The following is a 16829-nucleotide window of genomic DNA, read 5'->3' as shown; positions in this document are numbered from 1 at the left end:
CTTTTTTCTCAAGATAACAAAAAAGAGCTAGAGTAATGCTACTCTATGCTCCTTCATCAATAACGATTCTTGCTTTTTTACCTTGAGTTGGAACCGAATAGACAATCGATCTTATTGTTGTGATGGTCCGCCCTTTTCTTCCGATAACACGTCCAATATCACTGCTAGCAAGATGAAGATGATACTCTAAAAATTCAGGGGTATCTTCAATTTTTATTGTAAAAGCATCTGGTTGTGAAATCAAGGGCTTCACAATTGCAATAATGAGATTTTCAATCGTATCCATAAGCTAAATTATTTTGAGAATTTTGAATCGTGGAATTTTTTCATAACGCCTTCTTTTGAAAGGATGTTACGAACTGTATCAGATGGTTGCGCACCATCAGCCAACCATGCCAGAACACGCTCTTCTTTAAGTGTTACTTGGTTTTCAGCAACAAGTGGGTTGTAAGTTCCAACTGTTTCGATAAAGCGACCATCACGTGGTGCACGTGAATCTGCTACGTTGATACGGTAGAAAGGTTTTTTCTTAGAACCCATACGAGTTAAACGGATTTTTACTGCCATTTTAAATAATCTCTTTTCTGTTTTATTATTTTTGGTTTCATTGAATAGCACAGCCATCAATTTACCTTTACTATTATAACAGATAATTACAAGCTGTCAAGTTTTTTTCTTGACAGCTTGTATTTTTTTAATCTGACTGGCTAAACTGGCTATAATACAAGTCATGATAAAAACCTTTTGCTGCCAATAAACTCTCGTGATTGCCTTGTTCTATAATCTGACCATCTTTTAAGACTAAAATCTTATCAGCTTCTTGAATTGTTGACAAGCGATGAGCAATCACAAAAGAAGTTCGCCCCTGCATCAAGCGCTTCATAGCTTTTTGAATTAATATTTCCAGTCGTGTGTCAACCGATGAAGTCGCCTCGTCCAATATTAAAATAGCTGGATCTGCAAGTAAGGCACGAGCTATGGTTAACAATTGTTTCTGTCCTTGTGAAATATTGCTAGATTCTTGATTCATCTCCATGTTATAGCCACCTGGAAGCGTGCGGATAAAATGATCTACATTTGCCATCTTAGCGGCTTCAACAATTTCTTCATCTGTAGCCTCTAGCCTGCCGAATCTCAAATTTTCTTTAATGGTTCCTTCGTATAGCCAAGCATCCTGCAAAACCATACCAAATTGCTGGCGGTAGCTTTGGCGATTAATCTGGCGAATATCATGGCCATCAACAGTAATCGCACCACTCCTCACATCATAAAAGCGCATCAAGAGATTAATTAAAGTGGTCTTACCTGCACCAGTGGGACCAACAATTGCAACCATCTCCCCAGGTTTAACTTCTAAATTAAATCCCTGAATCAATGGCTTATCTGCCACATAAGAGAAATCCACCGAATGAAAGGAAACCTGCCCTGTTAAAGGGGAAGTCAACACCATCTCTTTTTCACTCTTTTCATCGATTTCATCCAAAACTGAAAAGATACGCTCTAGCGAGGACTTAGCACTTTGTAGTTGTGGTGCAAGCTGTGTCAATGTCTGTACAGGTTGTGTAATCTGCCAAACATACTGGACAAAAGCCTGCATATTACCAATCGTTAATTTTCCAGCCATAACTTGAAGACCACCTACAAAGGCAACAACCATATAAGTCACGTCTGATAACCCATGTAATAATGGCATCAACATACTGGACATAAAACTGGCTTTAAAACCGACTTCTTGTAAGTCAGAGGTAATTTTTTGAAACTCTTGACTTGACTGTTCTTCTCGTCCATAGAGTTTGATAATGTTAAAACCTGTCAAATTTTCTTGAACAAAACCATTTAACTGTCCCAAGATATCTGCCTGAGCTTTAAAATAAGGTTGAGATTTCTTCATGATCAACCTTGAACCAAAATATGTCGCTGGCACCATCAAGACAACAATCAAAGCTAATCCAACATTCAGGTAAAAGACCATCACCAATACTAATATCAAGGTCAGCACTGCATTAACAATTTGAAGAAAACTTTGTTGCAAAGCGTTAGATACAGCTTCGACATCACTAGTAAAGCGGCCTAATAAATCCCCAAATTGATGCTTGTCAAAATAAGAGACTGGAATACGATTAATTTTTCGACTCAAATCTTCTCTTAAGTCCATCACCGCACCTTGCACCCCTTTAGTCATGTAATAGTTAGAGCCATAGGCACCAATTTCATAAAGCAAGGCACGAAAAGCATATAAGGCTAACAAACTGACAATATAAGGGACATTGATTGCTGCACCAGCCACTCCTTTTGCTATAGCTAATAAATTAGATGTTAATTCTGTGATGATTAACCCTAGAACAAAAGGTTCTAAAACATTCATGATACTGCTAAGAATCTTTAAAGAAATAGCCAAATAGATGGAACCTTTATAAGCTGAGAGGTAGGTCCAAACTCTTTTAAACACCTTAGTTTCTTTCATCTTAACCTCCTATTTCTCTGTCAGTTTTTGACGATTCAACTGAGAATCGGCAATTTCTTTGTAGATAGGGTTTGTGGCCATCAATTCATCATGAGTCCCACGTCCTACAATCTCACCTTTATCTAAGACAATAATATGATCGGCATCCATAATCGTTCCAACACGTTGTGCAACGATTAAAACTGTCGCTTCTTTAGTTACTTCCTTCAAACGTCGTCGCAAAGTAGCATCAGTTTGATAATCTAAAGCTGAGAACGAATCATCAAAAATATAGATATCTGGTTCTTTCACAAGAGCACGCGCAATAGATAAACGCTGTTTTTGACCGCCAGATAAATTGCTCCCACCTTCTGATAAATGTGTATCAAAACGCTCCTGTTTACTGTCGATAAAATCTTTGGCCTGGGCTACCTCTGCTGCTTTATGAAGATCCTCAAGACTGGCATCATCCTTACCATACTTTAAATTCTCTGCAATCGTCCCTGTAAAAAGAAGAGCCTTTTGAGGAATAAATCCAATCTTCTCACGCAAACTTTTTAAACGATAGTGTCTGACATCTACCCCATCTACTAAAATACGACCCAAGGTGACATCATAAAACCGTGGAATCAAACTCACTAAAGAGGATTTTCCCGATCCTGTTGAACCAATAAAAGCAATTGTCTCGCCTGGCTTGGCCTTAAAGCTAATATTGTGTAAGACTGGGTTTTCTGTCTCACCAGGATAAGCAAAGGTAACATTGTCAAACTCTAAATAACCATGCGTCTTTGTTTCGGTTATCCCATCTTCATTTTTAGAAATGGAAATAGGTAAATCCAAGACCTCTTGCAAACGTTGGCTAGATACTTGCATCCTTGGATACATGGTAAACAAATTGGCAAACATCAAAAATGAAAACAAGGCATGAAAACTATATTCAATAAAGGCTACCAAGTCCCCTATTTGCAAACTTCCTTGAGCTAATGGATCTAAAGCAAACCAAACGATAGCTACAATCATAGCAATAATAATCTGAACGAATAAGGGTTCTGTCAATCCCGTCAAAACAAAAAGTTTTTTAGACGTTTCAGAATAGGATTGATTTGCTTGATGAAAACGCCCTTCTTGAAAGTCTTCTCTGGCAAAAGCACGAATGACCCTCAAACCTGTTAAATTTTCACGAACATACTGATTGATTTTATCAAGTGTTTTCTGCTGTTGTTCTGACAAAGGTCTGGTCTTAATGGCCACATAAACTACTGTCAAAACAAGAAAGGGCATCGCAACTGCAACTGTCCAAGCCAAACTTGGACTAGTTAAGAGCGTCATTACTACACTAGAGATCATCATCATCGGGGTAATAATCCCCAATTTCAGTGACTGTTCTGAAAATTGCATCAAGACAAAGGCATCACTTGTTATCCTTGTAACGAGTGATGAGACTCCTATCTTTTCATATTCATGGTGAGAGTAATCTTGCAATGCCTCATAAACATCATTACGAATGTCCCTTACCATATGTGTTGTCAATTTTCCAGCTGCATAGGCCAACAATAGCCTTCCTACAATCCCAATTAAGACCACAAGAAACATCATTTTAGCCCAAAAATACAGAGCTTGCTGATCATTTTGCGTTATCCCTTGATCAATCATTCTCGCTAGGATCGTTGGCAGACCTAGATTAACAACAACAAATAAGAAGGCCGCAAATACATCTAAAATTAGCCATTTTGGATACGGCTTCAAATAATTCCATATTAACTTCATCTCTTCTCCTCCCTAAATTTTTACACAAATAATGGTCTGGAAAGTTTTTCTAGACCATTATTTCTCTAATTCACTCAAATATTCATAACGTTCATATTTTTCTAACAGTTGTTCATTGTTTTCATCTAATTCACGTTGAAGAACTGCCAATTGACCATAATCACTACTATTGGCTAACATCTCCGCTTCAATTTGTTCAATTCGATCCTCTAAAGCTGTGATGGCATCCTCAATAGTAGCCCATTCTTGTTTTTCTGCATAGGTCATTCGTTTTTTAGACTCTTTGATTTTTTCTGTCTTAGAGCTTTTTTCTTTTTTCATCAGAGTGGACTGAGTCTCGATAAAAGCTTTTTCATCAAGGTAATCAGTATAATCTCCAAAAAACTCTCTAACTTGACCACCCTCAAATGCTAAAATCTTATTGGCAACCTTATCCAAAAAATACCGATCGTGACTCACTGTGATCACAGGACCAGAAAAGCTTTGTAAAAAGTTCTCCAAAACAGTCAATGTCGCAATGTCTAAATCATTTGTTGGTTCATCTAATAATAGAACATTGGGTTTTTCAATCAATATTTTCAAGAGGTATAAACGCTTCTTCTCTCCCCCTGATAACTTAGAAATCAAGGTCCCATGAGTTGATCTTGGAAATAAAAATTGTTCTAATAAGTCTGTTACGCTTGTGGAACCTACACTCGTTTTCACTTCATCCGCTATTTCTTGTAGATAAGTGATGACACGTTTATTTTCATCCATATCAATTAGCTGTTGTGAAAAATAACCAATTCGAACAGTCTCACCAATTTCCAATTTACCTGACTGGGGGCTAATCTTTCCTGCAATAAGATTCAATAGCGTTGATTTACCAACACCATTATCACCCACAATACCAATACGGTCCTTGTTTTGAATCAGTAAATCAAATTGATTTAATAGCAATCGATCAGAAAAACCAAATGAAACTTGATCAAATTGAATCACTTTTTTACCAATTCGAGTTGTCTCAAAATTGATTTCCATCTCTTGATGAGCGACACTTTGATGAACATCATTTTTTAAATCATGAAAACGATTGATACGTGCCTGTTGTTTAGTAGCTCTAGCCTGTGGTTGCGTTCGCATCCAAGCCAACTCTTGCTTGTAGAGTTGTTTTTTCTTATGAAGATTAGCCGCATCTCGTTCATCTTGTTCAGCTTTTAATCGTACATAATCCTGATAATTTCCTTGATATTCAATCAAATTTGCATTCGCTAATTCAAAAATACGTGTTGCAATATTATCTAAAAAATAGCGATCATGCGTGATAAAAAGTACAGTTTTCTTGCTATTTTTAAGGTATTGACTTAACCAAGCAATCGTATCAATATCTAGATGGTTGGTTGGTTCATCTAAAAGTAATAAATCAGCATCAGCCAAAAGCACTTGAGCTAATTGCACACGGCGACGCAAGCCTCCTGATAAAGCACCAACCTGTAAGCTTAAATCAGAAAGTCCTAACTTAGATAAAACTGTCTTAACTTCACTCTCGATTGACCAAACATCAAGAGCATCCATTTCTGCCATTACTTTTTCTAATCGCACTTGATTGGTTTCAGAATAGGACGCCAAAAGACTTTCATACTCTTTAAGAAGGACCATTTCCTTTAAATCTGATGAAAGAACCGTATCTAAAATTGTTTTTTGATCATCAAAGTCAGGTTCTTGCGTTAGATAAGCAATCTTATAATCACTTGGATAAGAAAATGGTGAGCGATCACCATCAAAACCTAAGTGACCTGAAATAACATCTAATAAAGTCGTCTTCCCAGTTCCGTTGACGCCAATAATCCCAATCCTATCTAGAGGATGGATAATAAAGGATAAGTCTCGAAAAACAGTCTTATCTCCGACTGACTTGGTCAATCCTTCTACTAAAAAATCAGCCAAAACTCAGCTCCTCTCTCACAAAGGCATCAATTGCCTCCTTGGTATTACATAAATGACCGTCCACAATCGCCATTTCAATGCTTTTTAATATTTTCCCCAGCTCTGGACCAGGTTTTAGACCAAAATCTCGCATCAAACTTGCCCCATTGACGACAATTTCATGTTTATCATGAATAGCAAGTTCTTTATCTAGCTCCTCAATAATCCTAAAATCTACTGATAACCCCGCTCCTTCTCTTAACTTTTCTGCTAGGAAGACTAAATCTTTACCATATCGGTATAAGGTCGCTTTGTCAACTGCTTGATTAAGGCGTTTTTGATAAATCTCTAGGATGGATATAACGTTTTTTTGGAAGTCATTAGAGGTTTTCCATTTTTTCAAAAACAATTTTGGATTAGCATGATGACAATAAATCAAAAGTGCAGCCCATGCCTGTTCTGACGAGGTAAATAAAAAGTCTGAAGCTAATGATTTTAACATTTCTGATAAGGCAACATCTTGTTTGGCTAAATCAGGTAAATAATGATAAGCTTTACTAGCTATTAAAGCCTCTACGCCTTTACGCCAATAAGAAGCTCTTAGGAGCTTATCTAATTCTACAAAAGAGCGCTCAACCGAAATTTTTTCTAATAATGGCGCCTGTTGCGTCATGGCATCAAAGGTTGTCTTATCAATTGAAAAATCTAAGGTTGCCGCAAAACGAAGTCCTCTCATGATACGAAGAGCATCTTCTCCAAAACGTTCCTCTGCTTTACCAACGGCGCGCAAAACCCTATTTTCGAGGTCCTCTAAGCCATTAAACAAATCAATAATTTGTCCTGTTTCATCTAGAGCAAAAGCATTGACCGTAAAATCTCGTCGTTTCAAATCTTCTTCAAGTGAACGGACAAAATTGACGGAACTAGGACGCCTAAAATCAACATAAACATCCTCTGTTCTAAAAGTGGTCACCTCATACTCTGATTGATTCTCAAGAACTAAAACAGTTCCATGTTCAATCCCTATATCAACTGTTCGATGAAAAATAGACTTGGTCTCTTCTGGATAAGAGCTGGTAGCAATATCCACGTCATGAATGGAACGCCCTAATAAAACATCACGAACAGATCCACCAACAAAATAAGCTTCATAACCAGCTGACTTAATTTTTTCTAATACGGGTAAAGCCTTCTGAAATTCAGAAGGCAATTGTTTTAATCTCATAATAAATTTTCCAAACCATAAACAAGCTGATTGCGTTTAACCACTTCCTTGATGGCATGGTTCACACCACCCATGAAAGATACGCGATCATAAGAATCATGGCGCAAAGTCAACCCTTCGCCTTCTGCACCAAACAAAACTTCTTGATGGGCAACTAGACCAGGCAGGCGAACACTATGAATACGGAAACCATCAAATTCTGCACCACGCGCACCCTTAAGGAGTTCCTCTTCATCAGCAACACCTTGATGTTTTGAGGCACGAGTTTCTCGAATTAACTCAGCGGTCTTGATGGCAGTACCACTTGGGGCATCTTTTTTCTTATCATGATGTAATTCAATAATTTCCACATCAGGAAAATACTGAGCAGCCTTGGCAGCAAATTGCATCAACAGCACTGCCCCAATCGCAAAGTTAGGTGCAATTAATCCACCTAAAGAAGCTTCTACAGATAAATCCGTCAACTCCTCAATTTGCTCTGGAGTAAAGCCTGTTGTTCCAACAACAGGGGCAAAACCATTCTCTAAAGCAAAACGTGTATTTTCATAGGCTACCTTAGGCATGGTAAAATCAACCCAGACATCTGCTTCTAGACCGATTAAGTCCTCTTTTTTATTAAAAACAGGAACACCATCAATTTCTTTTTCCGTTGCAAATGGATCCAGTAACCCAGCTAGAGTAAGACTAGCATCTTCACTCACCATTTGATAAGCAGCCTGCCCCATTTTACCCTTAAATCCTGCAATAATTACTCTTATCGTCATATATTAATCCTCAATAATAGGTGAAATCCCAATCGCTACAGCTCCTTCACCCAAGTGCGTAGCAATGACAGCTGAAAACTCTGAGATACTCAAATCTTGATACCCAGCCTCTATTAGTAACTGACTAAATTTATCTGCTTTTTCAGAAGCATTTGAGTGAATCACTGCGACTTCATATTGACCATCAGCGGTAAACTCTTTTAAGATGTCCACCAAGCGTTTAATCGCCTTTTTCTCTGTTCGGACTTTCTCATAAACTTCGATTCGCCCATCATTAAAATACAAAATAGGTTTAATACTCAATAGATTTCCTAAAAGTGCAGCACCATTTGAAAGACGACCACCTTTCACAAGATGATTTAAATCATCGACCATGATAAAGGCTGTTGTCTGATCAATTTGTCGATTCAACTTAGAAACGATTGTCTCAAAATTAAGACCCTCTTGAGCCCAATCAAAAATATTTTTTACCATCAAGCCCAGTGGCACACTCGTGATTTTACTATCTGGAAAGACAATCTCCAAGGGCTTATGCTCTTCTACCAAATATTGAATATTTTGGTAAAAACCAGAAATGCCACTTGATAGGAATAAACCAATCACATGCGTAAAACCTTGATCTGATAGTTGAGTTAATAAATCATCTAACTCTGCTAGACTCGGTTGACTCGTCTTTGGAAGATCAGAAGATTTAGCCATCTTATCATAAAACTCAATAATCGAAAGATTTTTCCCTTCTACAAAAGACTCTTGGTCAATCGTGATGGGAATATCCAAAATAAAAAGATTCTCTTTTTGCTCAAAACCTTTTGGTAGAGAAATCGATGAATCTGTAATTACAGCTAACTTCATCATTAAAACTCCAAATTGACACCAGGCTGATCAAGAGCAATCTCAGTCACTTCATAACTTAAGCGTTTGAGCATATCTAACAAAGGTTTTGATAAATTCTCAACCTCTTCTTGTGAAAACTCACTTGGCTCATTGACAATACGATTTTTGATGTGAACCATCTGAGAAATCGCACCACTTAAGACATACTGTTCAAAAACAATAATAAATTGTAAGACAGCTACAATAGTAGTTTGATTTTTTTCGGTATTTTTTTCAACCAATTGAAAGGTCACTTCAACATTTGTTTCAGGTTGACCATGTTCTTTTTCCCACTCTAAATTACGGGCATCATAGTGATATTGATTGACAAATTCTTGTTCACGAACTAATTCCATGATCTTCTCCTTAGTTTCATCATTTCTCTAAATTATAGCATAAATCTACCTTATGCGAAAGCTAGAATTTCTTTTGAGGATGCTTAGCAATAATCTCTGGATACCGATTTAGTAAGGCTTCTCCTTCTTTAGATAAATGGTAGCCACGAATAGAAAATTGTCTTGCCAATTCTTCCTCTGTAAATTCCTCAGCTATAGCTTTATCTAAGTCCTCACGTTTCATTTTTGAAAGCCCCTTAACACCTTTTTCTTTCAAAAGAAGTTTTAATTTCCCTGCAGGTAAGTGCGTTAATGAGGCTAAAGCAGTATCTTCAACAACCAGACCATTATGAAGTAAAAACTCCAACTCTTTTTGAGCATCAATGCCATAACTGTATTCAAAATATTTTGAAATCACAGTTTTATTCGTATAAGTCCCAAATTGAATACGCCATAAAAGAATTAAATGCCCTGGAAGGTACCCTTCTGAAACACGAATCATATTTCGTTTTGGAACCAACTTACCAGAAGAAATCGCTACCTCTTCAAGAAATTTTGCTATATCACGCTCTGGTGAGATATAGGGAAACTCTGCATGAGATTGATACAACTGTCTTAATTTATTTTCCATAAAGGTCATTGTACCATATTCAAAAGCAATTTAAAAGAAGTCGGACAAACAACAACCTGGTTGCTCACTCCAACTTCTCTCACTATTTTATTCGTATCTCAACGCTTCAATAGGGTTAAGTTTACTAGCTTTATTAGCTGGTAAAATTCCAAATATGACACCTACTACTGCAGAAAAAAGGATACTTCCTACAGCAGAGGTTACTGTAATAACAGGGGGGCCACCAAAGGTTGCATTGAGAGAATCACCAATCATTGCCACACCTCCATAAGCTAATAATAGACCAATAAGGCCACCTAAGGCAGTCAACACCATAGACTCAATTAAAAATTGTGTCAAAATATTGCCCCTTGTAGCTCCTAAGGCTTTTCTTAGCCCTATTTCACGAGTCCGCTCTGTAACAGATACTAGCATGATATTCATAACGCCTATACCACCAACAAGAAGTGAGATACCACCAATAGCTCCCATAACCAGTTGAATCCCCAAGGTTTGTTGTCCGATATAAGCTAGACCACTACTAACATCATAAACTTGATACTCGCCCTCTTTAACACCAGATAGTTGTGTTAAGCGTCGAGCTGCTGCACTTCCGACTTCTAAGATACGTGAGACCTCTTTAACATGCACAACAACCTCTGAGATCTCAGGTTGATTATATTCAGCTGCCAGTTGCGTATTGGCCATCATAATATTCCCATTAGATTGAGCTGCTAGGAGAGCATTTTGTGCATCTGGGTCCTTGTAAACACCAATAACACGATAAGAACTTTCACCTAGTGTAATCACTTGATTAAGAGCTTGTTGAGCGCTATCAAACAATGTTTTAGCTAATTTTTCATCTAATAAAATCACCCTGGCAAATCGACGATAATCATCATCAGTTAGCTGACGACCAGCAACCATTTGATATTTTTTGACTTTAAAATAGGTATCGTTCACCCCTGTAATTGCAACATTATTAACCTTCTTATTTTCAAAACTAACTTTAGCTGTAGTGCTGTTAGTCACATAATAGTTATCAATGCCATCAATACTTAAAAGTTGTTTAACCCATGATTCTTGGACATCTGGTGCTTTTTTATTCGCTAACTGATCCGTTGTGGCACTATTCATGGCTTGTTCTTGGAGTTCTGCTTGGGTAATGATCCCTTTTCCTCCCTTACTCTTAATCGGAGAATAGTTAATAGAAACATTTTGTTGATCCTTAGTTAACATTTTGGTGAAGGCTTGATTGATCCCACTTCCCAAAGCTACAATGATAACAACAGACATCACACCGATAATAATACCTAACATTGTTAAGAATGAGCGCATTTTGTGCGCCATGATGGAATTAATGGCAAATTTCCAATTCTCCATTACTCTACCTCCTTACTAGTGTCAGAGGTAATCAAACCATCTCTAATAACGATCTTACGACTGGCATATTCTGCAATCTCAGGCTCATGCGTTACCATAATAATCGTTTTGCCCTCCCGATGTAACTCTGTTAACAAATCCATAATCTGAGCACCTGTTTTAGTATCTAGGGCACCTGTCGGCTCATCTGCAAGAATAATAGAAGGACTATTAACCAAAGCGCGTGCTATAGCCACCCGTTGCTTTTGTCCACCAGACAGCTCTGATGGGAGATGATGCATTCGCTCTGATAACTCCACTTTTTCCAAATAACTTTCAGATAATTTTTTTCGTTTCGCCGAAGGAACACCAGCATAAATTAAAGGTAACTCTACATTTTGTAGCGCTGTTAATTTTGATAGAAGAAAAAATTGTTGAAAAACAAAACCAATCTCACTGTTTCGCACACGCGATAAATCTTTCTCTGATAAATTTTCAACCTCTACGCCATTTAAAACGTAACTTCCTTCACTTGGACGATCTAAAAGTCCAATAGCATTCATTAGAGTTGATTTTCCTGAGCCAGATGGCCCCATAATAGCTACAAACTCTCCTTCATGTACGGTTAAATCAATACCTTTTAGAACTTGCAACTCTTCATCACCATTCAAGTAAGACTTAATGATACCTTTAAGCTTGATCAATTCTTTTTGTTTTTGATCCATTAGGTTCCTCCTTACTCAGACGATTTCGTATCTTTAGTTTGGATTTTCTGTCCATCTTTAAAAGATTTACTTGGTTTTTCAACAATCCATTGACCTTGGGATAGCCCTCCTGTCACTTCCTGATCTGTGGCATCTGCACTACCAAGAGTAACTTCTGTCTTTGTCACTGTTCCTTTGCTATCATCATAGACCCAAACATAATGTTTATCTTTGTCTGTAACCAGAGCTGATAAAGGAACAATCGGATGATTTGCTGTACTCAAGACCTCAACACTAACCTTAAATCCTTGTTTTAGTTCAGCGGCATCACTTGTAAAATTAACTTTGAAGGGATAACTAGAAGAGCTACTAGATGAATTAGCATCTGTCCCTGGGGCTTCTGGATAGTTGGAAATATAAGAAATTTTTCCAGTCCATTCTTTATCAGGATAAACTTTTGATGTTATCTTAACATCTTGATCAACTTTTAAGTTTGCGAGATCGTACTCTGTCACCTTACCTTCGACTTGTTGTTGTCCTTGACTGACAATATGCACCAACACTTGTCCCGTCGTGCTAGTAGAAGATGGATTTACAGAGGTATTAACTTCAACTACTGTACCAGCTACTTTACTATAGACAACTGTATCATTTAAGGCTGCTTCTGTCTTATTAATCTCATCTTGAGCATTAGCAAGTGAATCGTTCAAATCATTTAATTGACTTTGATAAGAACGCTGTGTCTGTCCACTAGTATCTGCAACTGTTGTTCCATCTTCTGATAGTGACGTTGCGTCAGATTGAACAACACCATAAGTTTGTAAATCGGATAATTGTCTGCTCACCTTATTGTAGTTGCGGATGGCTTGGTCATAAGCTGCTTGAGCAGCTGTGCTATCATACTGTACCAAAGCCTGTCCCTCTTCCACTTGATCCCCAACTGCAGGAATAACTGAAACCAAATCACCCTTATTCGTTTCGTAATAGACATACTGCTCTCCGTCAGATTTGACTGTTCCTGTCAACAAGGTACTAGATGCAACAGATCCATTTTTTACTTCACTCACCGCATAGGTTTTAGTTGTGGCTTGACTTGTGTTTTTACTAAAAACACTCATAAAAGCAGCGGCAATTATCGCTAAGAGAGCCAGTATTCCAAGCAAAATCTTAAATGTTTTGCTTAATTTAAATCCAGACTTTTTCTTTTTACGCATCAATCTTCTCCTTTGTATTGATATTTTAGTACAATAATAACTTTTTTTAGATATTTTGTCAAGATTAGAAAAAATAAACTTTTAACTCTCCTAAACATTAAAACTATGCCATCGTTCTTCTTAACAAGAATATCTCGTTAAGAATAGGATACTCTACTTTTACCTGTTTGATTCTTACAATATTGTAAGAAAAAGAGCAAGACAACTTTAATTAGAATTGTCTTGCTCTTTTTAATTTAAATTGGATTTGTCGTAAAGCTACGGCTTTCTAAAACTCGAACCATAGCATCTGCTGTGTCAAGAGCTGTAAAGAGAGGAATGCCTGCTTCAATTGCTGAACTACGAATAGTTTGTCCATCTTCATCTGCAGTACGTTTTGTGCCAACCGTGTTGACAATTGCCTGTACCTTTCCTTGACGAACCAGAGCTGGAATATCATTTTCATCATCTTCACCAAGTTTATTGACTAGGATCGCAGAAACACCATTAGCTGTCAAGAATTTCTGAGTTCCTTCAGTTGCATAAATACCATAGCCAATCGATTCAAAACGACGAGCCAGATCCAAGGCTTCTTCTTTGGTATCATCATGGATAGTAAAGACAACATCTCCAAACTCTGGCAAGTGAAGGTAGCTTGCTTCAAAAGCTTTGTAAAGGGCTTTTTCAAGCGTCGTATCAGATCCCATGACCTCACCGGTTGACTTCATCTCAGGTCCAAGTAGGCTATCTACTTTTGCTAACTTGGTAAATGAGAATACCGGTGCTTTAACATGGACATTGCTAGATTCAGGATAAAGACCATCTTCATAGCCAAGGTCTGCTAAAGTTTGACCTAGGATTAGCTTAGTAGCTACTTGTGCCATCGGAACATCTGTCACTTTAGACAAGAATGGTACCGTACGGCTTGCGCGTGGATTAACCTCGATAACATACACTTTTTCATCCTTAATGACAAATTGGATATTCATCATACCAATACAATTTAACCCGATAGCCAAACGTTTGGTATAATCTGCAATGGTATCTTGGATTTCTTTAGAAAGCGTTTGTGGTGGATAAACGGCCATCGAGTCACCAGAGTGGACACCAGCGCGCTCGATATGCTCCATAATCCCTGGAATAAGAACATCCTTACCATCAGAAATGGCATCTACTTCGCACTCACGACCCACAATGTAAGAGTCAACCAATACAGGATGCTCTGGACTAGCCTTAACTGCAGTTCGCATATAAGAGCGTAGATCATTTTCGTTTTCTACAATTTCCATTGCGCGTCCACCCAAAACATAAGATGGGCGAACAAGTACAGGGAAACCGATTTTACGAGCTGCTTCGACCGCTTCTTCTTCATCAGTTGCTGTTTGACCTGGTGGCTGCGGAATATCTAAATCTTTGAGAGCTTTTTCAAAAAGATCACGGTCTTCTGCACGGTCAAGATCCGCAACTTGTGTTCCTAAAATCTTAATACCTGCATTCGATAAAGGCTCTGCCAAGTTGATAGCCGTTTGACCTCCAAATTGAACAATAACACCTTTTGGTTGTTCAAGGTCAATGACATTCATGACGTCTTCAAAAGTCAATGGCTCAAAATAAAGTTTATCTGAAACGGAGAAGTCAGTAGAAACTGTCTCTGGGTTTGAGTTCATGATGATGGCTTCATAACCTGCTGCTTGAATAGCCTTCACAGAATGTACGGTAGCGTAGTCAAACTCCACCCCTTGACCGATACGAATCGGACCTGAACCAAGGACCAAAACAGACTCTTTATCAGACTTGATAGACTCATTTTCCCACTCATATGTTGAGTAGAAATAAGGCGTTGAACTTTCAAATTCTGCCGCACAAGTATCTACCATTTTATAGACAGGAACAATCTTATTCTCAATACGAGTCTGACGAACCTCATCTGCTGTTTTATTCCAGAGCTGTGCAATCTTCTTATCTGAGAAGCCGTTGCGTTTCGCTAGTTTGAGGGTAGTTGGATCACCAACATTAGCCTCAAGCTCTTTTTCGATTTCAACAATATGAAGCAACTTGTCTAAGAAGAAGATATCAATCTTAGTCAAATCAGCAATCTCTTCAATGGTAAAACCACGACGAATAGCTTCGGATACATAGAAAAGACGGTCATCTTGCGCTTTAACCATTTTTTCAACCACAACATCATCACTAGCATTAGCCAACTCAGGCATTTCATTATGTGAGACACCAATTTCAAGTGAGCGACAAGCTTTCAGAAGACTTTCTTCAATGTTACGTCCAATAGCCATAACCTCTCCTGTTGCTTTCATCTGTGTTCCTAAACGACGTTCACCTTTTTCAAACTTATCAAATGGGAAACGAGGAATCTTAGCGACAACATAGTCAAGGGCAGGTTCAAACATGGCATAGGTTGTTCCTGTAACAGGGTTAACCATTTCATCTAAGGTTAAACCAACCGCAATCTTCGCTGCTAATTTAGCAATTGGGTAACCTGTTGCTTTAGATGCTAGAGCAGAGGAACGTGAAACACGAGGGTTAACTTCAATCACATAATACTTGAAGCTATGTGGATCAAGTGCAAGTTGAACATTACATCCTCCTTCAATCTTAAGGGCACGGATGATACTCAAGCTAGCATCACGCAACATTTGGTTTTCAATATCAGAAAGCGTCTGTGTTGGGGCAAATACAATTGAGTCTCCTGTATGGATACCTACAGGGTCAAAGTTTTCCATGTTACATACCACAAGAGCATTGTCTGCGGCATCACGCATCACTTCATATTCTATTTCTTTGAATCCTGCAATAGAACGCTCAATGAGACACTGTGTCACAGGAGATAGTTTAAGACCATTTTTAGCAATCTCGCGAAGCTCTTCTTCATTGGCACACATACCACCACCAGTACCACCTAGGGTAAAGGCTGGGCGTACAATAACAGGATAGCCAATCGTATTTGCAAAAGCCACCGCTTGCTCAACTGTCTCAACAATCTCAGACTCAGGAATTGGCTGATTGAGGTCTTCCATCAATTGCTTAAATAAGTCACGATCTTCTGCTTGGTCAATAGCAGATAATTTTGTTCCCAAAAGCTCAACACCAAGCTCATCTAGAATACCAGCTTTTGAGAGCTCCATTGCCATGTTAAGGCCAGTTTGTCCTCCAAGAGTTGGGAGAAGCGCATCTGGACGCTCTTTACGAAGAATGCGAGTCACAAATTCAATGGTAATCGGCTCAATATAAACCTTATCTGCAATTTCTTTATCCGTCATGATGGTCGCAGGGTTTGAGTTCACCAAGACAACGCTATAACCTTCTTCTTTTAGAGCAAGACAGGCTTGGGTTCCTGCATAGTCAAATTCAGCAGCTTGTCCGATGATGATTGGACCTGACCCGATCACCATAATTTTTTTAATATCCGTACGTTTTGGCATAATCTATGATACAAAGCCCGTTAAGAGGAAAAAGCGAAAATAGGAAACGTGGCGCTGATGCTTCAAGCATCTAGGCGACGATTATCTTTTTCGCACAGTCCTTAGGCGTGTTCGAATTTGAAAACATCAGTTTTCTCGAACCTGTATCTTCTCCTTTCTATTCGTCGCATCTCTGTGCGACATTAAATAAGATGTTTTCGACATCAGTAAA

The 16829-nt window shown here is 38.2% G+C and carries 14 protein-coding genes; all 14 read right to left on the bottom strand.

Translation table 11 applies throughout. The features are described 5' to 3' along the window. Positions 1–43: 43 nt before the first annotated feature. Entirely contained in the window at positions 44–286 is a 243-nt protein-coding gene (locus tag ACVRWY_RS02645) for a KH domain-containing protein (protein ID WP_354368022.1), read from the bottom strand. An 8-nt stretch (positions 287–294) separates the two neighbouring features. Beyond that, the gene (gene rpsP, locus ACVRWY_RS02640) at positions 295–567 is read right to left on the bottom strand and encodes a 30S ribosomal protein S16 (protein WP_354368020.1); all 273 of its coding nucleotides are present in this window, start codon (positions 565–567) and stop codon (positions 295–297) included. Positions 568–694: 127 nt separating this feature from the next. Further along, positions 695–2464, bottom strand: a complete 1770-nt coding sequence (locus ACVRWY_RS02635; protein ID WP_354368018.1) for an ABC transporter ATP-binding protein — start codon at positions 2462–2464, stop codon at positions 695–697. Between the two features lie 9 nt (positions 2465–2473). Further along, complete coding sequence (locus ACVRWY_RS02630) at positions 2474–4210, bottom strand: ABC transporter ATP-binding protein (protein ID WP_354368016.1); 1737 nt, start codon at positions 4208–4210, stop codon at positions 2474–2476. 57 nt (positions 4211–4267) lie between these two features. Continuing rightward, positions 4268–6136, bottom strand: coding sequence for an ABC-F family ATP-binding cassette domain-containing protein (locus tag ACVRWY_RS02625; RefSeq protein ID WP_354368014.1), 1869 nt, complete (start codon positions 6134–6136; stop codon positions 4268–4270). Then, positions 6129–7340: a CCA tRNA nucleotidyltransferase gene (locus ACVRWY_RS02620; protein WP_354368012.1), complete on the bottom strand. Its 1212-nt coding sequence runs from the start codon at positions 7338–7340 to the stop codon at positions 6129–6131. The genes ACVRWY_RS02625 and ACVRWY_RS02620 overlap by 8 nt, the downstream gene beginning before the upstream one ends. Continuing rightward, complete coding sequence (dapB, locus tag ACVRWY_RS02615; RefSeq protein WP_354368010.1) at positions 7337–8104, bottom strand: 4-hydroxy-tetrahydrodipicolinate reductase; 768 nt, start codon at positions 8102–8104, stop codon at positions 7337–7339. Before dapB ends, ACVRWY_RS02620 begins: the two co-directional genes overlap by 4 nt. 3 nt (positions 8105–8107) lie before the next feature. After that, positions 8108–8956: a DegV family protein gene (locus tag ACVRWY_RS02610; RefSeq protein WP_354368008.1), complete on the bottom strand. Its 849-nt coding sequence runs from the start codon at positions 8954–8956 to the stop codon at positions 8108–8110. A gap of 2 nt (positions 8957–8958) precedes the next feature. Next, positions 8959–9333, bottom strand: coding sequence for a DUF1149 family protein (locus tag ACVRWY_RS02605; protein WP_354368006.1), 375 nt, complete (start codon positions 9331–9333; stop codon positions 8959–8961). A gap of 61 nt (positions 9334–9394) precedes the next feature. Continuing rightward, positions 9395–9943 (bottom strand): hypothetical protein, encoded by a 549-nt coding sequence (locus ACVRWY_RS02600; RefSeq protein ID WP_354368004.1) that lies wholly within the window; start codon positions 9941–9943, stop codon positions 9395–9397. 87 nt (positions 9944–10030) lie between these two features. After that, positions 10031–11305: an ABC transporter permease gene (locus tag ACVRWY_RS02595; RefSeq protein ID WP_354368002.1), complete on the bottom strand. Its 1275-nt coding sequence runs from the start codon at positions 11303–11305 to the stop codon at positions 10031–10033. Continuing rightward, positions 11305–12009, bottom strand: coding sequence for an ABC transporter ATP-binding protein (locus tag ACVRWY_RS02590; protein WP_354368000.1), 705 nt, complete (start codon positions 12007–12009; stop codon positions 11305–11307). The genes ACVRWY_RS02595 and ACVRWY_RS02590 overlap by 1 nt, the downstream gene beginning before the upstream one ends. 11 nt (positions 12010–12020) lie before the next feature. Further along, on the bottom strand, positions 12021–13202 hold the full coding sequence (locus ACVRWY_RS02585) for an efflux RND transporter periplasmic adaptor subunit (RefSeq protein ID WP_354367998.1): 1182 nt from the start codon (positions 13200–13202) through the stop codon (positions 12021–12023). Positions 13203–13438: 236 nt separating this feature from the next. Then, positions 13439–16618, bottom strand: coding sequence for a carbamoyl-phosphate synthase large subunit (gene carB / locus ACVRWY_RS02580; RefSeq protein ID WP_354367996.1), 3180 nt, complete (start codon positions 16616–16618; stop codon positions 13439–13441). Between the last annotated feature and the right edge of the window lie 211 nt (positions 16619–16829).

It is taken from the genome of Streptococcus porcorum, from assembly GCF_053203725.1.
The sequence above is the reverse complement of the archived record's forward strand: the minus strand, read 5'-3'. Positions and strand labels throughout refer to the sequence as shown.